The organism is Chitinophagales bacterium (assembly GCA_020636535.1).
Classification (GTDB): domain Bacteria; phylum Bacteroidota; class Bacteroidia; order Chitinophagales; family JADIYW01; genus JADJSS01.
Genome location: JACJXT010000011.1, coordinates 114,057 through 137,301 on the forward strand (window position 1 = coordinate 114,057; position 23,245 = coordinate 137,301).

A 23,245-nucleotide genomic window follows, 5' to 3' on the forward strand; every position below is an offset into this window, starting at 1 on the left:
TACTTTTGTATCAAGACAAAAGTAGTTATAAAATAATGTTACTGTTTGATGAAAAAGCCAATGGTAAAATATTATTAACAGCAGAATATGTTGTATTAGATGGTGCTTTGGCTTTAGCATTACCAACCAAATTAGGTCAACAATTAAAAGTATATCAAAACGATACAGATATTATTACTTATACTGCTTATAATTTCAGAAATGAAAAATGGTTTGAAGCAAAGTTTGATATAGCTTTAAACTTACTCAACAAATTTCCAACGCTAGAAGAAAAAAAACTACAACAAATTTTTAAAGCTATTGCTTCATTAAATACAAATGTCAATTTTATCAACTATCGATTTGAATCTTATTTAGAATTTCCAAATAATTACGGTTTAGGTAGTAGTTCTACCATAATTGCTTTGTTAGCAAAGTTTTTTAAAGTAAATCCATATCAATTATTAGCAAAAACATTTGGTGGTTCTGGTTACGATATTGCTTGTGCCTTTCAAAATCAAGCTATTTTATATCAATTAATAGACAACAATAAAGAACAACCGAAAGTAGAAACGGTAGATTTTAATCCAAGTTTTATTGATAAACTGTTTTTTGTACATCTCAACGAAAAACAAAACTCGCAAGAAGCTGTTGCTAGATATAAAAATTTGAAAATCAAATTAAAAGAAGACTTAATCAAAGCAATCAATGAAATCACCAATAAAATATTAAACAGCAATAACCTTGTTGAATTTTGTAATTTATTAGAAGCTCATGAACAAATTATTTCTATTGCTACAGAACAAGCTACTATAAAATCTGTTTTGTTTGATGATTTTAATGGCACTATAAAATCGTTAGGCGCTTGGAATGGCGATTTTATTCTAGCAGTTGGAAATGAAAATGAAGTATATAATTATTTTCAACAAAAAGGATTTTCTACTATTATTCCTTACAAAAAACTTATTTTATAATATTATATAAGATTTTTTTAGTCGTAATGAAATCTACATTTAGCAATTAGAATTTGGTCTTCTTCATATTTGTAAATCAGTCTGTGTTCTTCATCTATTCGTCGCGACCAAAAACCAGCGTATTTATATTTTAAAGGTTTAGGTTTTCCAATTCCTTCAAAAGGATTTCTTGAAATATCTTTCAGTAAATCATTAATTCTTTTTAGTTTCTTTTTATCCGTTTTTTGCCAAGACAAATAATCTTCCCAAGATTCATCTACAAAAACATATTTCATTTTATTCTTCGATTAATTGTTTTTCATAAGATTTTCCTTTCTTCAATTTTTCAATTGCAGCATCTAAACGCATTTCATTTTTTCGAGAAGATAATTCATGATTGGTAGCAATAAGAGCATTGTATTCATCAAGCGACATTACTACAATTCCAGAATCTTTTCCTCTATTTATAATTAGCGTTTCAAAATTCTTTGTAACTCTATCTAAATAAGATTTTATATCTTTTCTAAAATCAGAAACACTAGTAACTAACATAATTTTGTACTTTTATTAGTACAAATATAAGTACAAATTTTAATACAACAAAATCTTATAAAGTGTTTTTAATTTATTGTCTTAAACTGAATAAACAATAACTTTTTATTAAATCAAAAAACAACAAAATTAATTCCAATTAATTGACTAACTTAGCCATTTTCCTCAAGAACTTGCTTTAAATTTTAATGGTACACATTTTGTGGTAATAAAACTATACATGAAGCAAGCTGAAACAATTTTAGAAAAAAGACCGGAAACTGCCAAAAAGCTTTATCCATATCAACAAGAATACATTGAAAAAATATTTAATACACTAACCAATAATACTAAAAACGATAATATTATTTTTCAGCTACCAACTGGTGGTGGAAAAACAGTTATTTTTTCTGAAATTGCCAGACGATATTTAGCACAATACAATCAAAAAATATTAATTCTTACACATAGAATTGAGTTACTAAAACAAACAGCAAAAGCACTAGAAGAAGTACATATTCACTGCAAATATATTACTAGTGAAGTAGATACTATAGACAATACTCAAAACTACGATTGTTACTTGGCAATGGTAGAAACTTTGAACAATCGACTTAAAGAAGATGAGAGTTTTATAGAAGGCATTCGTTTAGTTATTGTTGATGAAGCTCACTACAACTCATTTAGAAAAATTTTTAAATATTTTAAAAACGCAACTATTCTTGGTGTAACAGCTACGCCATTAAGTTCTAATGTAAATCTGCCATTGCGTCAAAATTATCAAAAATTAATTGTTGGCGACTCAATCAAAGAACTTATTGCAAAAGGTTATTTAAGTGATGCTACAACTTTTTCGTTTGATGTACATTTAGGTAATCTAAAAATTGGTATCGATGGAGATTATACCATCAATTCTCTAGACAGAATTTATATGGGATTTGAAATGCACGACAAGCTACTTCAAGTGTATAATGAAAAAGCAAAAGGCACAAAAACACTTATTTTTAATAGTTCTGTTGCCACTTCAAAATCGGTAGAAAAGTTTTTTTTAGACAATGGCGTAGAAATAAAACACCTAGATAGTACTAGCAAAAAACAAGAGCGAAAAGATGTATTACAATGGTTGAAAGAAACACCAAATGCTATAGTTACTAGTGTTGGAATTTTAACAACAGGTTTTGATGAACCAACAGTAGAAACCATTATTTTAAATAGAGCAACGCGTTCGCTTACGCTGTATCATCAAATGATTGGTCGTGGTTCTAGACAAACAAAAAACAAAAATCATTTTAATATTATTGATTTAGGAAACAATGCCAAACGATTAGGTCTTTGGAAAGATTTTATAGATTGGCAAGATGTATTTGTCAATCCAGATAAATTTTTAGAACATTTATACGATAGAGAAGTAAAAATGGAAAAAGGATTGATGTACGAAATTTCTGACGAAGTAAAAGCACTTTTTCCAAACACTAGCGATTTTAATTTTGATATGGAAGAACGCTATCAGTTCTACTATATGAAAAGCGAAAAAACATTGAAAGCACTAGATGACGCTATTGACAATCATCAAAAAAGAATAGCAGAAAATGTTACCAATTACTTAGATGCCATTCCTTTAATTAATATACTACAACCAGAAATTGAATATCGATTAAATGTATATACTAATTGTTTATCAAAAGCATCTAAAAACTACTTTAGCTTTTTACTAGAAAACTACAACAAAGATTTACACGCCAAACTAAAATCAAACTTGCCTTTTAGTGATTGATTTATAGTTTAAATTCGTAATTTTTTATATCTTGTTCTTTAAACAGTAAAATATGTCGTTTAAAGCAAATAGCAAAAAACTAATTTTATTCTTAATAACACTCCTTTTTTCTTCTAATTTAATCTTTGCCAACCAAGTTGACCAACAAATAGATAAAGCATTTGGTAGTGCAACAGGTTGGTTTGTAAAGTTTATTTTTTATGCCATTCCTTTTTCAGAAAATGTTGCTATTCCTTGGGTATTGTTTCCATTAATTATAGGTGCTGTTTACTTTACTATCTATTTTAACTTTGTCAATTTCAGAAATTTTAAAACCGCTATTCAAATTGTAAGTGGCAAGTTCGATAAATTAGACCAAGACCATGCTACTAATGTAAATCCATCGGCTAATTTACATACTGTAGATGGTGACATTGTAGATACGATTAAAGATGAAGCTGCAACTGGAGAAGTTACACACTTTCAAGCGTTAACAGCTGCACTTTCTGGTACTGTTGGATTAGGTAATATTGCAGGCGTTGCTGTTGCTATTTCTATTGGTGGTGCTGGTGCTACTTTTTGGATGATTGTAGCTGGATTAATTGGTATGGCATCTAAATTTACAGAGTGTACGCTTGGTGTAAAGTATAGAGATATAGATGCTAATGGTGTGGTTTATGGTGGACCAATGTACTATTTGAAAAAAGGTTTTGCAGAAATGAATCTTGGAACTCTTGGTAGAATTTTAGCAGTACTTTTTGCTATTATGTGTATTGGTGGTTCTTTTGGTGGAGGCAATATGTTTCAAGCCAATCAAGCATTTAAAATGTTTGTAAATATTACTGGTGGCGAAAATAGTTTTGCTATGGGTTATGGTTGGCTCTTTGGTTTAATTATGGCTGTTATTGTAGCTGTTGTAATTATTGGAGGCATTAAATCTATTGCAAGAGTAACCGATAAAATTGTACCATTTATGGTTGGTATTTATGTAATAGCATCTCTCATTATAATTTTTATGCATCTTGGACATTTAGGTACTGCTTTTAAAGAAATTATTGACGGTGCTTTTTCAGCAAAAAGTGTAGCTGGTGGTGCTATTGGTGTGTTAATACAAGGATTTAAACGAGCTGCTTTTTCTAATGAAGCTGGCATTGGTTCTGCGTCTATTGCTCACTCTGCTGTAAAAACAAAGTATCCAGCATCCGAAGGCTTGGTTGGTTTATTAGAACCATTTATAGATACCGTTATTGTTTGTACCATGACTGCTTTAATTATTATAATTACAGATCATCATTTAGTTGGTGCAAGTAGTACAGATGAAGGCGTTAAACTTACTTCTGATGCATTTGCTTCTGTATTGCCTTGGTTTCCGTATATTTTAGCATTAGCAGTAATTTTATTCGCTTTTTCTACTATGATTTCTTGGTCGTACTATGGTGTACAAGCATGGTCGTATTTATTTGGAAGAAGCAAAGCAACAGAATATACTTACAAAGTAATTTTTTGTTTATTTGTAATTATAGGAGCAGCATCTAGTTTAGGTTCTGTAATAGATTTTTCTGATGCCATGATTTTTGCCATGATGGTTCCCAATATGGTAGGATTATTATTACTAGCACCAAAAGCTAAAAAAGAACTCAAGCGATATTTAGAAGCGATAAAGAATAGTTAGTCATTTGTCAGAAAGTTAATAGTCATTTGTAAGTTGCTATTGTAAATATTCCTCTACAAATTGATAACAAAAGGTTTTGATGGCTGTTCTTGTTGTTCCAAATGCTGTTTTAATTTCCTGTTCTGTTCCTATTACTTTTGATGGATCTGAAAAGTTTTGATGAATGATTATTGCATTGCTAGGAAAATACGGACAGTTTTCTTTGGCATGATCGCAAACAGTAATTACAAAATCAAAGTCAATATTTTTATATTCATTAATATGATTAGAAGTATGATGTGAAATATCTATTCCATCTTCTAGTAAAGTTGCAACTGCATTTTTGTTTAAACCATGTGTTTCTATTCCTGCACTATAAACCATTGCTTTGTCTTTTGCAAACAATTGTAAGTACGCTTCAGCCATTTGACTTCTACAACTATTTCCTGTACAAAGTACTAATATTTTTTTCATCTATCAATATTAAACAAATAACCAAATAATATTTATTATACAAAACTTCGGCTCAAAACCCCAAATGAGTTGTAAAATAGTTATAGCACCAACTATTATAAATTTCTTTTTATGTGTAATGATAAATGCTTTCATCGTTTAGCAACATCCACTATTTGGTGTACAACAAGTTGAAGTGTTTTCTACTTGTAGTTTTTCTTCTGGAATACCACATTTATCTTTCGCTAAACAGTCGGTTTGTTTTGGAAGCAATATAAAATTAGCACCATCAAAATCTAAATCAAATAAACTTATTGTTGCTGTTTGATATTGTACTTCTATTTCTAAGTCTTCTTGGTTTAATACTTTTCCTGAAAGCTGAATGATGTCTAATACTTTTTGTGGTTGCAATTTGTGTTCTATATCATTAGCAACCCAAAGTTGAATACAAATATTTTTTTCAATGCGTTCTGTTCCTCCACAATCTATAAAGTGTTTAGTTTGTAAACCTACTTCAGTAATATGAAAATGTTTTGGTATTAGATTTCCATCATACGATACTATATTTATAGAATCAATTGTATTTAAGTAGTTTTTAAATTCTGATAATTTCATATTATATATTTTTTATTAACAACAATTATTTTCTTTTACATTAAGTTGATTAGTTATATTAAAACAAAATAAATTTATAATTTCAATAGCATCTGCATTTATACAATAACAAATCGCATTGCCTTCTATAGTGCCTTTAATTATGTTGGCATTTTTCAGTTCTTTTAAATGCTGAGATATAGTAGGTTGAGCCAATGGTAGTTCATTAACAATATCTCCACAAATACATTTATTGGTTGTTAAAAGATATTCTATAATAGCAATTCTTGCAGGATGACCAAGTGCTTTTGCTATGGTAGCAACAGTATTTTGTTCATCTGAAAAGCAATCTGTTTTGGTAACTCCCATTTTTAAATTATAATATTGCAATATTACGATAAAGAAATTGTATTTTAAAACTATTCTCTTAATTTTTGTTTCAAAAACTCAATCCAAGAAAAAAAGAATGCCTAATTATGTTGCTAGAAATTCTTACAGATACTGGTTGCCTTTTTTCATCTTAATATCGTGTGTAATTTCCTTGATACTTTGTTCGTCTTGTTTTTTACAAATCAATAAAACATCATCGGTATCTACTACAATAAAATCTTCTAAACCATTTAAAACTACCAATTTATCATCTGGTACGCTAATCATATTGTTGTTTGCATTATACACTATTACATTTTTGCCATTTACCGCATTTTGTAAATAGTCTTTTTCTTTTTCTTCGTATAAAGATGCCCAAGTTCCTAAATCACTCCAACCAAAATTTGCAGGAAAAACAAAAACATTATCTGCTTTTTCCATAATACCAAAATCTATTGAAATATTCGGACAAGTAACAAATGCTTGTTCTATTGCCTTTGGTTCATCTGCTGTTCCTAAGTATTGTTTCGCTTCAGCAAAAGCATCATAAACTTCGTCTAAATATTGTTCAAAAGCACCTAAAATACTTTTAGTACTCCAAATAAAAATACCAGCATTCCATAAAAAGTCACCACTTTCAATAAACTGTTTTGCTACTTCTAGTTTTGGTTTTTCTGTAAAAGTTTTCACTTTATATACACCTTCATCTTTGCCATCGTCAATATATTGAATATAACCATAACCAGTGTCTGGTCTGCTTGGTTGAATGCCTAAAGTAGCCAATGCATTGTGTGTAGCACAAAAATTAAGTGCTTTGTTTGCTATACGAACAAATTCTTCTTCTTGCAAAATAACATGGTCGCTAGGAGCTACTATAATATTTGCATTTTCATTTAACTGATTAATTTTCATAGCAGCATAAGCAATACAAGGCGCTGTGTTTTTTCTTGCTGGCTCTGCTAAAATTTGTTCGTCTTTAATGGTTGGTATTTGTTGTTTTATTTGTGCTATATAGCTTTCATGAGTAAGTATATAAATGTTTTCGCTAGGACAAATTTTTAAAAATCTATCATAGGTTTGTTGAATAAGCGTTTTGCCTGTTCCTAATATGTCTAAGAATTGTTTAGGTTGACTGGTTCTACTTGCTGGCCAAAACCTACTGCCTATTCCTCCAGCCATAATTGCAGCATAATTATTGTTCATGTATTTCTTTTTGCTGGTGTAAATGTAAGAAATACAATTTAATAAAAATAAAGTAATAAAGTATTGAGTTTTTACAGCTAACTTTAAAAATAATTATTATATTTATATAGTTATACGCTTATACTAGACTACAATTATATCGTAAGGAATGACAACAAAAATTTTAGATTTAGAAGAATCTTTGAAGCAATACTTTGGCTTTGATAAGTTTAAAGGCAACCAAAAACAAATAATACAGAGTATTTTAAACCAACAAGATACTTTTGTAATTATGCCAACAGGTGGTGGTAAATCATTATGTTACCAGTTACCAGCAATAATTTCTGAAGGAACAGCTATCGTAATTTCTCCTTTAATAGCACTAATGAAAAACCAAGTGGATTTAGTTAGAGGTTATAGCAACCAAGATAATATTGCACATTTTTTAAATTCGCAACTCAACAAAACACAAATAGCACAAGTAAAAGCTGATGTTACCAATGAAGTAACTAAACTATTATATGTTGCTCCAGAATCATTAATAAAAGAAGAAAATATTGCTTTTTTAAAAAGCATTAACATCTCTTTTGTTGCTGTTGATGAAGCTCATTGTATTTCTGAATGGGGACACGATTTTAGACCTGAGTACAGAAAAATAAAAGCAATGCTCGAAGACATTGGCTCTAAAATTCCTGTGGTAGCACTTACTGCTACTGCTACGCCAAAAGTACAGCACGATATTATCAAGACGCTAGGAATGAAAACGCCAAAAGTGTTTTTGTCTTCATTTTTAAGAGATAATTTATACTACGAAATTCGACCTAAAACTAGCAAACAAGATGCGATAAAAGACATCATAAAGTTTATAAAAAAGCAAAACGGAAAAAGTGGTATCATTTATTGCTTAAGTAGAAACAATACCGAAGATTTGGCAGAAACACTTTCTGTAAATGGAATTAATGCTGTTGCTTATCATGCTGGATTAGATGCTAAAACAAGAAATGAAAGACAAGACCATTTTTTGATGGAAGAAGTACAAGTAATTGTAGCGACTATTGCTTTTGGTATGGGAATTGATAAACCAGATGTGCGATTTGTAATTCATTTTGATGTACCAAAATCGCTAGAAAACTACTATCAAGAAACTGGTAGAGCTGGTAGAGATGGTTTGCAAGGCGATTGTATTGCTTACTTTTCGCCTAAAGAAATACATAAGTTTGAAAAATTCATTCTTAGCAATAAAGAAAAGTCGGTTACTGAAAAAGAAATTGCAGTTCAACAACTCACTGAAGTAGAAGCATATGTGCAAAGTGCTGAGTGTAGAAAACGATTTGTACTACATTATTTTGGTGAAGAAATGGAACACGAATGCAACAAAATGTGTGACAACTGTGCCAATCCGAAAGAAGCCGTAAATATAAAAAATGAAATGTTAATGGTGTTAGATGCCATCAAACAAACCAACGAACATACCAATACTGCTAATTTGGTAAATATACTTACTGGTAGAAAATCGGCAGACATTACTACGCTTAATCAAGACAAATTAAAATGTTTTGGTGTTGGTAAAGACAATAATATGTTGTTTTGGAACTCTGTTATTCAAAAAGCACTTTTGGAAAATTTAATCAAAAAAGATATTGAAAGCTTTGGAATTTTAATGCTAACAGACAAAGCACACGAGTTTATTGAAAAACCAAAAGCCATACAAGTTGTTTTAAATCACAAGTTTGAAACTGATGATTCTGATGATGACACAGAAGTAATACAACTAAACCAAAAAAGTGGAAGTGTACTTGAACCTGTTTTATTAAGTCTTTTAAAAGATTTAAGAAAAACCGAAGCCAAGAAACATAAAGTACCAACTTATGTTGTTTTTCAAGATCCATCTTTAGAAGAAATGGCAACACTGTTTCCTATTACCGAAGAAGAATTATCAAATATTGCTGGTGTAAGTTTAGGTAAAGCCAAACGATATGGTAAAGCATTTATTAATGCTATTAAAAAATATATAGAAGAAAATAATATAGACCGAGTTAGTGAGTTTGACAATATTAAAAGCAAAGACAATAACTCTAATACCAAAATAAATATTATTAAAGCAATTGACAAGCGAATGTCTTTAGATGATATTGCTGATACTTACAATATGGACATGGACAAACTAATTGCCGAAATTGAAAGTATTGTGCATACTGGAACAAAAGTGAATATCAATTATTACATTGATGAAGTTGTTGACGAAGATATACAAGAAGAAATTTACGACTACTTTATGAGTGCTAGCACTGACGATATTGATGTTGCTTACAAAACACTTAAAGAAGAAGACATTGAATTAGAAGAAATTCAGTTGACAAGAATTAAGTTTTTAAGCGAGTTAGCAAATTAATTATTAACTATGCACTCGCAAAGTTTCTGCCAAGTGTAGTAGAGTAATCTTCGTTAATGTTGTTATTATGTTGGTCTACAATTGGATTCATAATATAAAACCAAAGTGGAGGAAATAAAGCACAAATCATCATTGCAGGATAACCGTTTGGCATTTGTGGTGCATTATCAAAATGTCTGAGTATTTGATATTTTCTACTAGCATTGTAGTGATGATCGCTGTGTCTGGTTAATTCAAACAAAAACAATCTACCAAGCGTTCTGTTTGTATTCCAAGAATGGTGTGGTTTTACTTTTTCGAATCTACCTTCTGAGATTTCTTTCCGCAACAAACCATAGTGTTCTATATAATTTACTGTCTCTAACAACAAGAAACCAAGTACTGCTGCTCCAATAAATGCTAGCATTGCTTTCCAACCAAATACTATGGCAATCATTGTACAAAATAATACTTGTATCATTTGAAATACCAACATTTCGTTGTGTATAGAAATAACAACTTGATTCGATTTTTTTAATCGGTGTGCTTCTAGTTTCCAAGCAGACAACCAACCTCCTACAACAGAGCGAATAAAAAACGAGTAAATCACTTCATTTTTTCTGGAAGTTGCTGGATCAAATCTTGTAGCAATATTTTTATGATGACCTCTGTTATGCTCTATAAAAAAATGCATGTATAAAGAAGTTAGCAATAATGCTTTAGACATGTTTTGTTCGTATTTTTTACTACGATGACCTAATTCGTGTGCTACATTTATACCTATTACACCACAACCAATACTCATAGACCAAGTCATGCCAATTAATTCTAAAGTGGTATAATCTGTATAACCAACTCTGTATAAAAAATAAAACAAGCCAACAAATTGTACTATAACTGTAAAATATATAAGATAGTCATATAATTTATTATTTCTTTCTTCTTTTTCTTCTTCTAATGAAAGGTTGTCTTCATTTCCTGGTAAAAACAATTCTACTGCTGGAATGAATACAAAACCAAAAGCAACAGCAAAGAATGTCCACCAACCATTTGCATTTAATGAAACCACTAAAATTGCTGGTAAAACAACAATCGGAATAAAAAATTTAAGCGTTCTCCATTTCATAAAAAAACATTTTGTAGTATAAATGTAATACAATAATTTTAAAAAATCAAACTATTTTTATAATAATAGTTTAATTTTGGTATTTTTTGTAAACTTTACATAATCTTTATAGCGTGGGAAGAAAACCAGTAAACAAGAAAAGGAATAATAATTTCGAGAAAAAAGATTTGTATTTAAATCAGTTGGCGAGTGTTTTTAAAGAACATGGTATTAGCAAATACAATATGGATACTATTGCTAAAGAACTTGGTGTAAGTAAAGCAACATTGTATCATTATTTTAAATCGAAAGATGAAATGTTGGAACTGATTACAATTAACATCTTACAAAAAATTAGTGATGCAGAAAAAATACTAAAAGATAAATCGTTGAAATACATTGATAGATATTATCATGCAATAGATTTGATTTCGCAAAATATTTCTGATATATCAACAGTTTTGTTAGAAGATATTAGAAACTATTATCCAAGAATTTGGAAAGATATACAAGCAGTGATTGATTATTTGTCTGAATTGTTAGAAAACTACTATAATGAAGGAAAGACGAACAAATTATTCAACGATATTGATACTAAAGTACTTGTTCTTACCGACAGATTATTTTTTGATGCCATTTCTGATGTGGATTATCTCAAGAAAAATAAAATGAGTTTACAATTATTGTTCGACAATTACTTTAAACTAAAAGCATTTGGTTTTATTAAACAGCACCAAAGTTTATAGCTTGATTTTCTACTGTTTATTTATTTCTACAACAACAGCAACTGCTTTAGTTTCGTTGGTTTGTGCTTGAAATAATATTCTATTGTCTTTCGCTTGATATACTACATTGCTTACTTGTGCATTACCTAATGCTTGTTGTACTTTGCTTCTATAATCACCATTCGCTTTGTTAATTGCACTATTCAGTTGATTATAATCTATCGCCTCTTTAGTTACTACAATTGCCATAAAATCTTTATTGCCAATATCATCAGCCATTAAAGATTGAGATTTTGGAAACAAACGATAACCAGTTACGCCACAAAATGGCGAATGCTTTGCTGTATATGGAAACAAAACATAACTACTACCGTCGGTTTCTTGTCCAAAAATGTAAGTATAACATTCTACTGTGTTTTGAACTTCTATTTTAAATTTAGTTCCTTTAGCAACAGGTTGAGATGTAAATAAATTGCCATTGTTTTGTAGTGGAATATATTGTTTTGTACTGTTATTAACCAAACCTATAGCACATGCAAATTTTGTAGCAGCAGCAGATCCTTTTTTTGGCAGTGGATATAAAGCATATGCTTCTTTATTAAAATGCATAAAGTCTTCATAACGCACCCAAGCAATACCATTGTCGCCCCATTCTGGTCCCCAGCTATTCATAATTTGGAACGAACCACCAGCTAATCTATCATCATAACCAATAATACACATACAATGACCTCCAAATCCTTGCATATCATAATCTCTGTTGCTTGGTTGCCATAGTTTTTGACCATACATTTCTGACATAAATGTTCCGCCAACCAACATGCCACAAATAACAGGTGAGCCATTCGCTAAATGTTGTTTGATAGCATAGAAATCGGTAGCATAATCATCACCATCAACAGATAATCTTTCTGCTCCTCTTATTTTAAAATTTTGTGCATGTTGTAACAGCTCAGTACTTGGTTTTCTGCTACAAGAGTTTTCATCGTAACTAAAGTTCTTAAGTGCAACATCTCCATAAGTTTGCATAAAATCGCATGCCTTATTGATATAAGACCCTTGACAATCTCTAAATCCGATATTATTATAGACAAAAGATGGAGAGAATGCAATGTCATCTGGATTTTGACCAGAAGCAATAGATTCTAAAATTGTTCTTGCTGCATAAGAGCTTCCCCAACCAACACAAGAACCTTGCGAACCTTGATTTAATCTTTGTGGAGCATATTTTTCTAAACTTACGAATTCTGGCAATGCTGGTCCACCACTAGTGCCTGCTTCAGTAGCAGCATATACACTTGCCTTATCGTATTGCGTAACATCTAAATCGGCACCAGTAGACAATAAATTCTCTACGCTACTATTACCACCACCACCAATAATTCCACTAGAAAAAAAATAGATTGCACCACCAATAAGCAATAAAGGAATAGCTATTTTAGGTTTCTTTAATACAAACGAAATAATTAAAGGTAAAAATGCGGCACAACCTTTTCCACCACCAAGATTTCCGCCACCGCCAGTATTACTTCCACCACCGCCTTGATTTGGGTTGTAGTCATTTCCTTGATTTTCATCATCGACCATTCTTATTGGCATAACTCAATTTTTATGTAAATATAAAAAAGATATTTAGATGCAAGACCTTTGATATTGGTATAAAGTATTTTGACTTATTGTAGTAAGGATTTTAGCGTTTAAAAATTTAGTATTTTTTAAATTATATAATTATATAAACTTTGAATCTTAGAGTGTTCTGCATATTTTTTGTTCTATAAAATAATATCATTGAAACTAACTTTCAATGATATTATTCAAAACTGTTGTAAATATTAACTAGAACAATAATTGTTTTATGTGTCACTTTTGACTACATTGTCTTTTCTTTTCCATAAACATATAATTAATTTTTATCCATAATTACAATTTTAGGATAGAATTTGGCAAGTATATCAACTAAATCGGTTTGGTGTTTCATTACTTTTTCAATGTCTTTATATGCTTGAGGTGCTTCATCTAATCCACCACCAATTAAAGTTACTCCATTGTCTTTAAGTAATTTTTTTAAATCGTTGTGTGTAATACTTTCTTTAGCTTTAGTTCTAGACATTTTTCTTCCTGCTCCATGAGATGCAGAATTAATTGCTTGCTCATTTCCTTTTCCACTTACAATAAATCCTGGTGCTGTCATAGATCCAGGAATAATTCCAAGTACACCTTTTCCTGCTGGTGTTGCTCCTTTTCTATGAACAATTACTTCCTGTCCTTTATACATTTCTTTCCAAGCAAAATTATGATGGTTTTCAATAATGGTTATTGCTTTTTCATTTAATGCTTTCTCAATTTTTTGATGTATGGTATGATGACAAGCAGAAGCATAATCGCCAGCTAAATTCATAGCAATCCAATATTCCATACCTGCTTCAGTATTTAAATCTAACCAAGCCAAATGTTTTGCTTCTTTTGGCAATTTACATTGTTGTATAGCCAATTTGGTATAATGATTAGCTACTGTAGCACCTAAACCTCTAGATCCAGAATGTGATAACAGTGCTAGGTATTTTCCTTTTGGCAATAGAATGCTTTGATTTTCTTCTGTAATTTCTATCCAACCAAATTCTACAAAATGATTACCAGAACCAGAGCTACCTAATTGTTTTGTTGCTTTAAATTGTAAAGATTTTAATAATGGATTTTCATCAAATTCTTTTCTGTCTAATACTTCATGATTACTGTGTTTTGTAAACTCTCTACCTGCACCAAACAATGTATTCTCTTTCAATATATTTTCAAAATATTGTTGTTTTTCTTTTAATTTATGAGCGTCAATATCAAAAATAGACATACACATTCTACAACCAATATCTACTCCAACGCCAAAAGGAATAACTGCATTATTGGTAGCAAGCACACCACCAATTGGCAAACCATAACCTTGATGAGCATCTGGCATTAATGCACCAGCTATGGCAACTGGTAATTTAATAGCAGTGTTAATTTGTTTAATAGCTCCTTCTTCAATATGATTAAGTCCGTAGGTAGTAAGCTCTACTCCAGTTTCATTTAAAAGGTATTCATTTTCATTTGTACCAATCATGTCTTCTAACAAAGTTTTTGAAATAGTAAGATGATTGTCGTTGCCTTTTTTTAATTGCTTGATGTTATACTCGATAAGTGCATTGGCAATTTTATTTAAAGGTTCATTTTCTATAAACTCCATTGGATTTAACAGTATGTTTTGTAGTAATATTTCTACTTCATTTAAAGTACTATGCTTGTAGTGTTTGTTAATTACTTCAAGCGTAATTGCTATGGTTCTATCTTCTGGATAGTTTAATTTTCTTAAATCTTCTCCTGTTATTTTTAATTTTTTCATTTGTGTAAGTTTTAATTCATTGTTAGCTGTTGTTTAAAGCCAACTACGGTTGTTTTTTTCTCTTCAAATTCTCGTTCATTATAGTTACATATCTCAGACAAACTCATTGCTTCTTTAACGCTAAGGTTTATATCTAAATGCTGTGCTAATTGTTGTGCTTTTTCTATACTCAACTTTTCAAAATTATACTTAGCAATTAGTCTGCCTTTACGCATTAATGCACTATCAATTTTAGATATAGACATATTAAATGTACATATAATTTGTATATTTAGACAATCGGCTAATAATCCATCAGAGATATTTAATAAGTTAGAAACAGCAGAATTTCCATTGGTCGTTCTATCCATAATTATATTTTCTGCATCTTCAATTACTAATAGACTATTTGGATATTCTAACAGTAAACTAATAAACTCTGGATTAGTAATATTTGCTGCAACACTTGGTGGAACAAACAAAACTCTCTTCTTTACAATACCAATTAAGTATCTTAAATAAGTAGTTTTTCCAGTTCCTGGCAGTCCGTGTAACAAAACAATCCCTTTGTCGTTTTTAGTATTAAGTCTAGTTTTAATGATGTTGTGGACTTCAATAAAATCATCGTTATAATACAAATCAATATTGAGTTTAGTTTTTTTAATATCTATATCTACCAAAGAAAAATAGCCATCAAAGTTTATTAAACTAATTTCAAACTCTTTTTTTCTTTCTCTTCTTTTAAATTTTTTAAGTTGATTAGACAATTGCAAAATACTAGCTTCATTTTCTATACTAGAATATATTGAACAAAAACTATAGCCAATATGTACAACTGTATTGTCTTTTAAAATGATAATGGCATAACCCAATTCATATTTGCTGTTTTTATTTTTGTTGTCTAGATAATTGCTTTTGTAAATACTATCGACTAAATGACTTCCTTCGTTGTTAAAGAATTTAAATCCTTTTTCATAATCAAATGGATGAATATTATACAAGTGTGGCAATGTATTATTTAAAGCAAAGAAGATATGTTTGGCATCTAAATAATATCTGTTATTTAATATATTTTTAATATTTATTTTATTAATATTGTTTAAAGTTTTCATTACTTAATTTTTTTAGTTTGAAATAATTCGGACAATTTGAAAACAAAAAAGCCCGACATTTTTTGTCGAGCTTTTAATATATATTGAAATAATACTATACTATTTAAAAGGTCGACATATGACTTCCATAGGACTTGAATCCTTGAAGTAATTTATAATATGCAGTCGATTTGTTTTCATTTTTGCTTTTTTTGCGGTGCAAAGGTAATTAAAATATTGAAACAAAAAACATTTTTAGTAATAAAAATATATTTTTCTGTTATTTAGATTCGTTTTAATTAAAGTGTTCTTCAATATAAGGTGTGTCTAAAAGTTCTTTTAAATTAGGAATTAGTGCTTGTATTTGTTCTGCAAACTGAGTAGTATATGGTTCCATTTTTTTAGCTTTATCCCAATATAAGTTATAAATGACTTCGTCTTGATAGTATAAGCGAATGCCTTTATAACTTGCACCATCAACATTTTTTCTAATTCTGCTTTTTGCTCGTTCAAGTTGCTTAGCTGCTGTCACTAGTGTTGTAAACTGATTAGTATCAATTACAAAATTGGTATCTAAAATAATATCACCATACACATCAATTACAATTTGTGCTTTATTGCTAGTAACACTTATTATATAGCTTCTATGATATTCTGGTGGAATAGAACTGTCATCATATCTATACTCAACTTTATCTATCTGACCATTATTTTTCATTTGCTTGTGTTTTATAAAAGTACAGGATGAAAATAAAATACACACTAATAAAAAAAGAGCAATTCGTTGAAGCATAGAACTAATTTAACCAAAAATATTGAAAAACTCGACTTTTTTACATTTACTTTGCATCCATTAAAACAATAGCCAACATAGCATCACTTGTATTTCATCCATTACTAATACCAACATATGCTATTCTATTGTTGATGTTGGCGTCTCCATTTTTATTTACAGCATTCAGCAAAAAAATGGTAATTATACTAGTAGCATATCATACTTTTTTTATGCCATTTATTGCTATATTAATTATGCGAAAGTTAGATTTAATTGCTAGCTTAAATATGGATACACATAAAGAAAGAATTATTCCACTTATAGCAACAATAGTTTTTTATGTATGGGGATTTTTAGCCATCAAAAAATCTGGTTATCCAATGATTTTTACTTGGTTTATGCTAGGAACTGTGATAAGTATTTTACTGGCTTTTGTAATTAATGTGTTTACCAAAATTAGTTTGCATATGATTGCCATAGCTGGTTTATTAATTTATGTCACGATGTTAGTATTGTACACCAATCCTACAATAAATTGGTGGTTGCCAATAGCCATAATAGCAGTAGGATTAGTAGCTACTTCTAGACTATTTTTAAAAGCACATACACCAAGACAAATATCCTTAGGCATTTTTGTAGGTGTTATTGCTCAAGTATTGGCACTAGCATATTGGTTTAAATAATGTTATGATGATAATGACTTTGCAACTAAATTATATTTGATGAGTCTTTTAAAAAAACACATATTGTATGGTAAATAAATACAGTTTAATTTTAGTTTTCTTGATGTCGCTTGTAGCAAGTGCTTGTCAAAAAGAAGAAAATACGATGACTGACGAAGACCAATTAATTCAGTCGTACTTTGGCTCAAATATCAGCTTAAATAAATTCGATAATTATGCCAATCAAACAGTGCCAAGTTATATAGCAAAGAACAACACTTTTAATGGCAATAACATTAATGATTTTGGTGCTACTTTAGGTAGAGTATTATTTTACGATAAAAACTTATCATCAAACAATACAGTTTCTTGTGCTTCATGTCATATACAATCAGCAGCGTTTGGTGATACTTTGGTGCAATCAAATGGTGCTAATGGTACAACACCAAGACACTCTATGCGTATTGTAAATGCAAGTTTTGGAGCAGATTTTCATTTCTTTTGGGATGAAAGAGCTTTTTCTGCTGAAAATCAAGCAACATTTCCAACTAAATCTCATAACGAAATGGGTTTTAGTGGTGTTAATGGCGATCCATCTTTTAATGATTTGCTAGTAAAATTAGCACAGCTACCATACTATAAAGTTTTGTTTAAAATGGTTTATGGAGATACTACAGTTACAGAACCAAGAATGCAAAACGCATTGGCTCAGTTTGTAAGAAGTATTCAGTCGTTTGATGCAAAGTATGATATGGGAAGAAATCAAGTAAGTACTGATTTAGAACCATTTCCAAATTTTACACCATTAGAAAATCAAGGGAAGCATTTGTTTTTAACAGTACCAGTTTTTGATGCCAATGGTATTAGAATTGGTGGTGGTTTAGGTTGTAATGAATGTCATAACGCACCAGAGTTTGATATTGTGCCTAACTCAAAAAACAATGGTTTAATTAGCATGATTGAAGGAAATGCTCAAGACTTAAGCATAGTAAGATCTCCAAGTTTAAGAGATATTTTTAATACTAATGGATTACTTAATGCACCTTTAATGCATACTGGTTTAGTCAATTTTAATTTAGTTTTAGATCATTACAATCAAATAGAAAGTATAAATAGCAACATAGATAGTAGATTAATGCCAAATGGAATGCCACAAAATTTAGCATTAACACAAGCAGAAAGAGATGCGGTAACGGCTTTTATGAAAACACTTTCTGGAAAAGATATTTATACCAACAAAAAGTGGTCAGATCCATTTGTAAATTAAAAAAGTCTAGTAGTTACAATATTGTATCTACTAAAATGTACACTTTGTTTACAAATTAACAATAATATCTATATAAAATCTGTTTTCTTTGTACTGTGAGAGGACTACTACTAATATTTTTGTTTATTACAATGTATAATTTGTTTGCACAAACAGACTCAAGCAATTATATTACCATTAGAAATATTAGCGTAGAAGAAAATAAAAGAACTAAAGACTATATTATCCTAAATAAAATGTCTTTAAAAGAAGGTGATAAAGTTTTAGCTAAAGATTTAGATTCTACTATTTTATCAAACAGACTAGAAATATATAATTTTAAACTATTTAAAGATGTAAATTTTAACATCAAAAATTGGGAAAACGATAGTTTAGATTTAGTCATTAAAGCATATGATAAAAAGTGGACAGCTATTCCTGTTCCAATCATAAAATTTGCAGATAGAAATGTCAATGAGTGGTGGAAATTATACAATCACGACTTCGGACGATTGCAATATGGTTTGCGTGTAAACTGGAGCAATACTTCTGGACGAAATGATTTTGTAACAGTTGCTTTTAGTTATGGTTTTGCTCAAATGCTAGATTTTACTTACTTCTTACCATATTTTAAAAATAAACCTAAGCTTGGCTTAATGACCGATTTTATGATGATGCGTAGTAGAAGAACTGCTTATACTACTCGCAACGATGAACTACAATATCTTACCATCTCTAAAACTTTTCACAATACCAATATTAAATTCGAACCATCAATATTTTTCAATCAAGATAAATACACCAATCATATTTTAACTGCAGGTTATGGTTATACCAAAGTATCAGATTCTGTAATTCATGCTAATCCAAATTATTTTATTAATGATAAGAATAATCAGCATTACTTTAAAATTGCATACAACTTTGTAGCAGACCATAGAAATGTAAAAGCATATCCAACAGATGGTTGGTTATTACAATTTGGCATTCAAAACTATGGTTTGGGTTTTATGAAAGATGTTAAAATGACCAACATCTATTTTCGACTGAGTAAATACAATGAATGGGAAAAACACAAAAGGTTTAGTGTTGCCAATTACGGAAAGTTTTTAATTTCCTTTAAAGATAAACAACCGTACAACTTACAATCAGTAAAATCATTAGGTTATGGCGATAATTTGGTACGAGGTTATGAGTTAAATGTACTCGATGGTCAGCATTACTTGTTATTTAAAACCGAACAACGATTTAAAGCAGTCGATTTTAAATTTATCAATGCCAAAAAATTTAAAAACAAGGCCATTATTAATAAAGCAATGGCTTATTTGCCTATTAACTTAGTAATAAAAACATACTTTGATGCTGCATATGTTTGGGACAATCAATTCGAAGCAACCAATCAACTAAAAAACAAATGGATTTTTGGATTTGGTGCAGGAATTGATTTAATTACTTTCAACTTCTCTGTAGTGCGATTTGAGTACAGCTTTAACCGAAATCTTGAAAATAGATTATATTTACATTTCATACAAGCATTATGACCGTTGGAATTTATGGCAGAGTTTTTAAACCAGAACACCAAAGCTATTTGGAACACTTGGTTAATGAACTTGAAAAACATAAAATAGATGCTGTTTTTTATAGCAAATACCAACAACAAATTCCTAAAAAATATAAATCTTATTGGGCTTTTAATGGATATAAAGACATTGGCTCGCTAGATTTACTCATTGCTTTAGGTGGCGATGGAACAATACTCGATACCATTCAATTTATTAGAAATAAAAATATACCAGTTGCAGGAATTAATATGGGACGATTGGGTTTCTTGGCAGATATTCACAAGGAAGAAATCAAGCAATTAGTACAATCAATAGTAGAAAATAGTTATACTACAGAAGAAAGAACACTGCTTTCTGTAGTTACAGACCAAAATATTTTTGGCGAACTCAATTTCGGATTGAATGAATTTACCATTCACAAAAGAGATTCTGCATCGATGATTGTAATACATGTTTATTTGAATGGTGCATTTTTAAATTCTTATTGGGCAGATGGTTTAATCGTAGCAACACCAACTGGCTCTACAGCATATTCTTTAAGTTGTGGAGGACCAATTTTATTTCCATCAGTCAATACATTTGTAATAACACCAGTTGCACCACATAATTTAAATGCTCGACCATTAATTATTCCAGACAATAATATTTTATCATTCGAAGTAGAAGGAAGAGCCAATTCTTTTTTATGTTCTATTGATTCAAGGTTTCAAACACTAACAAGCAATATGCAAATAGCTGTTAAAAAAGCAGATTTTTCGTTTAAACTTATCCGATTACCAGAAAATTCATATCTAAAAACATTAAGAGAAAAATTGCGTTGGGGCGAAGACAGTAGAAATTCATAGTATAAATTTTATATCAATTAGTATTAGGTAACTATCAATTTCAAATAGTTTTATATTTTAGCAAAAAAATAGTTTATGAAAGCATATAGTATAGGTACAAAAATTAATCATCCAAGTTTTGGAAAAGGTGTAATTATTGATGACAGTGATGAGTATACTTATAACATATATTTTTATGGAGATAGTGAAAAAGAAATCAGTAAATCTTTTGATGGATTAACCGTAATAGAACTCATAGAAAAAGATGAAAATTCAATTAGTTTTGATACCATTACTTCTACTTTAGAAAAATTAATTGCACCATTAACAGAACCAATTGAAGATGTAAAGATAGGAGACAAATGGTTAAAAGGAAATTTAGTAATGCAACCAGCAGATGATTCACTACAAGCTAAAGAAATTCCAATCGAAACATTTTTTCATAAAATTGTAATGGTAAGAGATAGATTAAGAGTAATGGAACAAAAAATAAACGCCAGTAACTTACAAGACGATGAAAAAGTAGAATTACAACAATACATTACAAGAATTTATGGTTCACTAACTACTTTTAATGTACTCTTTAAATTTAAAGACGATCAATTTAAAGGCACAGGTGGAAATTAATAATATAATCTTTTACGAAGTTTATATAAAATAATTCGTTTTTTTAAAATGTTGAGCAGGTAACTCAAAATGACCTACAATAAATTTAGAGAGAACAAATAAAAAAGTGTAAAGAAAATCTTGCTGTTTGAGCGGAGCGAGTTTCAAGATTTTTAACTTTTTTAAGCAGTTCGAGCGTTAAGAATTTATTGCAGTCTTGATTTTTTGTTTCTTTTGTATCAAGACAAAAGAAAAAGGTAACATTTTGAAATTAAAAACTAAGATTTCTTCATAAAAAAATCACACATTACACAATAAATTAATTCGTTCTTCGTTACAGTAATAAAACAATTATATGGAATTAGATTTTACACTACTCTTTACCAAAAAACTATACAACGAAATTACTGATAAAGAGAACAGTTTATTGCAAGAAGCACTAACAAACAACAAAGCATTACAAGCAGAATTTAATGCGTTTCAAAAAGTTTTCAATCAAATAAAAGCTTCTAAATTAGAAGGAAAACCTAACGAAAAAACAATACAAAACATATTAAAATATACAACAACAGCAGAGGCAATTCACAAGGTATAATTGCTAATCAACAACAAAATATTACTTTTGTAGCAAATTTTTTTAGTGAAAAACAAACTATTCAAATACGCTGCAATTAATGAAATGCATCATGTGCTCGATAAAAATCCACATTACAAAAATGCATGGCAAACCAATTTTTTCAAAAACAACAATCCAATTGTAGTAGAATTGGCTTGTGGAAAAGGCGATTATGCTTTAGCAATGGCTCAACTATTTCCTAATAAAAACTTTATTGGAGTCGATATTAAAGGCAATAGAATTTATACAGCAGCAAGAAAAGCAGAAGACGAAAAAATACAAAATGTAGCATTCATCAGAGACCAAATTGATTTACTTACCAATTATTTTGAGAAAGATGAAATTGACGAAATTTGGATAACCTTTGCCGATCCATTTCCAAAAAAATCAAAACATAAAAAACGACTCACCTCAAAAAAATTTCTAAAAGTATATCAGCAGTTCTTAAAAAAAGATGGCATTATTCACCTAAAAACCGATAGCGATATTCTATACGAATACACCAAAGAAGTGCTACAAACAGTTCCGAGCAAAATACTAAAAGACTATCCAGATGTTTACGCCATGAATAAAAATGAAGAACTATACAACATTCAAACACACTACGAAAAAATGCATCTCAAAGACGGCAGAACAATAAAATATATTGCCTTTCAAATACAAACTTCTAATAACTCAATGACTATTGACTAACTTTTCACGCCACATCAAGTGTTATCACTTGATGTTTCTTTATGGCATAACCTTCGGTCGGGCTATCACTACAAGTCCTCGCTCGTTTACAACTTCGCTGTGGGCTTTCCGTTCTATCCCTTATGCAAAAAGTCTGCTAAAAAAATATC

23 protein-coding genes are annotated in these 23,245 nt (G+C 29.8%); 12 read left to right on the forward strand and 11 right to left on the reverse strand.

From position 1 onward, the window contains the following. Window positions 1–35 precede the first annotated feature (35 nt). Window positions 36–953, forward strand: coding sequence for a GHMP kinase (locus H6553_00890; protein MCB9032373.1), 918 nt, complete (start codon window positions 36–38; stop codon window positions 951–953). 17 nt (window positions 954–970) lie between these two features. Here the strand turns inward: H6553_00890 and H6553_00895 are convergent, their stop codons facing one another. Both H6553_00895 and H6553_00900 read right to left on the reverse strand, forming a co-directional pair. Then, complete coding sequence (locus tag H6553_00895; GenBank protein ID MCB9032374.1) at window positions 971–1,228, reverse strand: Txe/YoeB family addiction module toxin; 258 nt, start codon at window positions 1,226–1,228, stop codon at window positions 971–973. A 1-nt stretch (window position 1,229) separates the two neighbouring features. Next, entirely contained in the window at window positions 1,230–1,484 is a 255-nt protein-coding gene (locus tag H6553_00900) for a type II toxin-antitoxin system Phd/YefM family antitoxin (protein MCB9032375.1), read from the reverse strand. 220 nt (window positions 1,485–1,704) lie between these two features. Between H6553_00900 and H6553_00905 the strand changes: the two genes are divergently transcribed. Then, complete coding sequence (locus H6553_00905) at window positions 1,705–3,237, forward strand: DEAD/DEAH box helicase (protein ID MCB9032376.1); 1,533 nt, start codon at window positions 1,705–1,707, stop codon at window positions 3,235–3,237. Between the two features lie 52 nt (window positions 3,238–3,289). Continuing rightward, entirely contained in the window at window positions 3,290–4,888 is a 1,599-nt protein-coding gene (locus H6553_00910; GenBank protein ID MCB9032377.1) for an alanine:cation symporter family protein, read from the forward strand. 36 nt (window positions 4,889–4,924) lie between these two features. Here H6553_00910 and H6553_00915 read toward each other — a convergent pair whose 3' ends face one another. From H6553_00915 to H6553_00930, 4 genes are all read right to left on the reverse strand, one after another. Then, the gene (locus tag H6553_00915) at window positions 4,925–5,341 is read right to left on the reverse strand and encodes an arsenate reductase ArsC (GenBank protein ID MCB9032378.1); all 417 of its coding nucleotides are present in this window, start codon (window positions 5,339–5,341) and stop codon (window positions 4,925–4,927) included. Window positions 5,342–5,479: 138 nt separating this feature from the next. Beyond that, a complete protein-coding gene (locus H6553_00920) occupies window positions 5,480–5,935 on the reverse strand; it encodes a hypothetical protein (protein ID MCB9032379.1) in 456 nt (151 codons plus the stop codon). Window positions 5,936–5,950: 15 nt separating this feature from the next. Then, window positions 5,951–6,283, reverse strand: a complete 333-nt coding sequence (locus H6553_00925) for a winged helix-turn-helix transcriptional regulator (GenBank protein ID MCB9032380.1) — start codon at window positions 6,281–6,283, stop codon at window positions 5,951–5,953. 123 nt (window positions 6,284–6,406) lie between these two features. Beyond that, window positions 6,407–7,486, reverse strand: coding sequence for an NTP transferase domain-containing protein (locus H6553_00930; protein MCB9032381.1), 1,080 nt, complete (start codon window positions 7,484–7,486; stop codon window positions 6,407–6,409). Window positions 7,487–7,634: 148 nt separating this feature from the next. Here H6553_00930 and recQ point away from each other — a divergent pair, with 148 nt between their 5' ends. Beyond that, complete coding sequence (gene recQ, locus H6553_00935; protein ID MCB9032382.1) at window positions 7,635–9,857, forward strand: DNA helicase RecQ; 2,223 nt, start codon at window positions 7,635–7,637, stop codon at window positions 9,855–9,857. 7 nt (window positions 9,858–9,864) lie between these two features. Here recQ and H6553_00940 read toward each other — a convergent pair whose 3' ends face one another. After that, the gene (locus H6553_00940; protein ID MCB9032383.1) at window positions 9,865–10,962 is read right to left on the reverse strand and encodes an alkane 1-monooxygenase; all 1,098 of its coding nucleotides are present in this window, start codon (window positions 10,960–10,962) and stop codon (window positions 9,865–9,867) included. A gap of 113 nt (window positions 10,963–11,075) precedes the next feature. On the opposite strand from H6553_00940, the gene H6553_00945 reads away from it, so the two are divergent. Then, a complete protein-coding gene (locus H6553_00945; protein ID MCB9032384.1) occupies window positions 11,076–11,687 on the forward strand; it encodes a TetR/AcrR family transcriptional regulator in 612 nt (203 codons plus the stop codon). A gap of 9 nt (window positions 11,688–11,696) precedes the next feature. Here the strand turns inward: H6553_00945 and H6553_00950 are convergent, their stop codons facing one another. The 4 genes from H6553_00950 to H6553_00965 form a co-directional block, all read right to left on the reverse strand. After that, window positions 11,697–13,265, reverse strand: a complete 1,569-nt coding sequence (locus tag H6553_00950; protein ID MCB9032385.1) for a peptidase C1 — start codon at window positions 13,263–13,265, stop codon at window positions 11,697–11,699. A gap of 304 nt (window positions 13,266–13,569) precedes the next feature. Beyond that, the gene (locus H6553_00955) at window positions 13,570–15,042 is read right to left on the reverse strand and encodes an RtcB family protein (GenBank protein ID MCB9032386.1); all 1,473 of its coding nucleotides are present in this window, start codon (window positions 15,040–15,042) and stop codon (window positions 13,570–13,572) included. An 11-nt stretch (window positions 15,043–15,053) separates the two neighbouring features. Continuing rightward, entirely contained in the window at window positions 15,054–16,133 is a 1,080-nt protein-coding gene (locus H6553_00960) for an AAA family ATPase (protein MCB9032387.1), read from the reverse strand. Window positions 16,134–16,407: 274 nt separating this feature from the next. Next, window positions 16,408–16,830 (reverse strand): hypothetical protein, encoded by a 423-nt coding sequence (locus H6553_00965; GenBank protein MCB9032388.1) that lies wholly within the window; start codon window positions 16,828–16,830, stop codon window positions 16,408–16,410. A gap of 251 nt (window positions 16,831–17,081) precedes the next feature. Here H6553_00965 and H6553_00970 point away from each other — a divergent pair, with 251 nt between their 5' ends. From H6553_00970 to trmB, 7 genes are all read left to right on the forward strand, one after another. Continuing rightward, on the forward strand, window positions 17,082–17,570 hold the full coding sequence (locus H6553_00970) for a hypothetical protein (protein ID MCB9032389.1): 489 nt from the start codon (window positions 17,082–17,084) through the stop codon (window positions 17,568–17,570). Between the two features lie 67 nt (window positions 17,571–17,637). After that, a complete protein-coding gene (locus H6553_00975; protein MCB9032390.1) occupies window positions 17,638–18,816 on the forward strand; it encodes a cytochrome-c peroxidase in 1,179 nt (392 codons plus the stop codon). Between the two features lie 131 nt (window positions 18,817–18,947). Next, window positions 18,948–20,336: a BamA/TamA family outer membrane protein gene (locus H6553_00980; GenBank protein ID MCB9032391.1), complete on the forward strand. Its 1,389-nt coding sequence runs from the start codon at window positions 18,948–18,950 to the stop codon at window positions 20,334–20,336. Beyond that, window positions 20,333–21,202 carry an NAD kinase gene (locus H6553_00985; protein ID MCB9032392.1) on the forward strand — a complete coding sequence of 290 codons (870 nt, stop codon included), beginning with the start codon at window positions 20,333–20,335 and terminating at the stop codon, window positions 21,200–21,202. Before H6553_00980 ends, H6553_00985 begins: the two co-directional genes overlap by 4 nt. Window positions 21,203–21,277: 75 nt before the next feature. After that, window positions 21,278–21,808, forward strand: a complete 531-nt coding sequence (locus H6553_00990) for a hypothetical protein (protein MCB9032393.1) — start codon at window positions 21,278–21,280, stop codon at window positions 21,806–21,808. A 334-nt stretch (window positions 21,809–22,142) separates the two neighbouring features. Beyond that, on the forward strand, window positions 22,143–22,382 hold the full coding sequence (locus H6553_00995; protein ID MCB9032394.1) for a hypothetical protein: 240 nt from the start codon (window positions 22,143–22,145) through the stop codon (window positions 22,380–22,382). A gap of 45 nt (window positions 22,383–22,427) precedes the next feature. Beyond that, window positions 22,428–23,096, forward strand: a complete 669-nt coding sequence (gene trmB / locus H6553_01000; GenBank protein ID MCB9032395.1) for a tRNA (guanosine(46)-N7)-methyltransferase TrmB — start codon at window positions 22,428–22,430, stop codon at window positions 23,094–23,096. Window positions 23,097–23,245 lie beyond the last annotated feature (149 nt).

Bases quoted from the DNA above. Each gene is read 5' to 3' on its own strand.
- H6553_00925 (MCB9032380.1), bottom strand. From the start codon at position 6,283: ATGGGAGTTACCAAAACAGATTGCTTTTCAGATGAACAAAATACTGTT.
- H6553_00985 (MCB9032392.1), top strand. From the start codon at position 20,333: ATGACCGTTGGAATTTATGGCAGAGTTTTTAAACCAGAACACCAAAGC.
- H6553_00960 (MCB9032387.1), bottom strand. From the start codon at position 16,133: ATGAAAACTTTAAACAATATTAATAAAATAAATATTAAAAATATATTA.
- H6553_00910 (MCB9032377.1), top strand. From the start codon at position 3,290: ATGTCGTTTAAAGCAAATAGCAAAAAACTAATTTTATTCTTAATAACA.
- H6553_00940 (MCB9032383.1), bottom strand. From the start codon at position 10,962: ATGAAATGGAGAACGCTTAAATTTTTTATTCCGATTGTTGTTTTACCA.
- recQ (MCB9032382.1), top strand. From the start codon at position 7,635: ATGACAACAAAAATTTTAGATTTAGAAGAATCTTTGAAGCAATACTTT.
- H6553_00955 (MCB9032386.1), bottom strand. From the start codon at position 15,042: ATGAAAAAATTAAAAATAACAGGAGAAGATTTAAGAAAATTAAACTAT.
- H6553_00990 (MCB9032393.1), top strand. From the start codon at position 21,278: ATGAAAGCATATAGTATAGGTACAAAAATTAATCATCCAAGTTTTGGA.
- H6553_00890 (MCB9032373.1), top strand. From the start codon at position 36: ATGTTACTGTTTGATGAAAAAGCCAATGGTAAAATATTATTAACAGCA.
- H6553_00920 (MCB9032379.1), bottom strand. From the start codon at position 5,935: ATGAAATTATCAGAATTTAAAAACTACTTAAATACAATTGATTCTATA.
- H6553_00900 (MCB9032375.1), bottom strand. From the start codon at position 1,484: ATGTTAGTTACTAGTGTTTCTGATTTTAGAAAAGATATAAAATCTTAT.
- H6553_00930 (MCB9032381.1), bottom strand. From the start codon at position 7,486: ATGAACAATAATTATGCTGCAATTATGGCTGGAGGAATAGGCAGTAGG.
- H6553_00950 (MCB9032385.1), bottom strand. From the start codon at position 13,265: ATGCCAATAAGAATGGTCGATGATGAAAATCAAGGAAATGACTACAAC.
- H6553_00915 (MCB9032378.1), bottom strand. From the start codon at position 5,341: ATGAAAAAAATATTAGTACTTTGTACAGGAAATAGTTGTAGAAGTCAA.
- H6553_00905 (MCB9032376.1), top strand. From the start codon at position 1,705: ATGAAGCAAGCTGAAACAATTTTAGAAAAAAGACCGGAAACTGCCAAA.
- H6553_00975 (MCB9032390.1), top strand. From the start codon at position 17,638: ATGGTAAATAAATACAGTTTAATTTTAGTTTTCTTGATGTCGCTTGTA.
- H6553_00895 (MCB9032374.1), bottom strand. From the start codon at position 1,228: ATGAAATATGTTTTTGTAGATGAATCTTGGGAAGATTATTTGTCTTGG.
- H6553_00970 (MCB9032389.1), top strand. From the start codon at position 17,082: ATGGTAATTATACTAGTAGCATATCATACTTTTTTTATGCCATTTATT.
- H6553_00980 (MCB9032391.1), top strand. From the start codon at position 18,948: ATGTATAATTTGTTTGCACAAACAGACTCAAGCAATTATATTACCATT.
- H6553_00995 (MCB9032394.1), top strand. From the start codon at position 22,143: ATGGAATTAGATTTTACACTACTCTTTACCAAAAAACTATACAACGAA.
- H6553_00965 (MCB9032388.1), bottom strand. From the start codon at position 16,830: ATGAAAAATAATGGTCAGATAGATAAAGTTGAGTATAGATATGATGAC.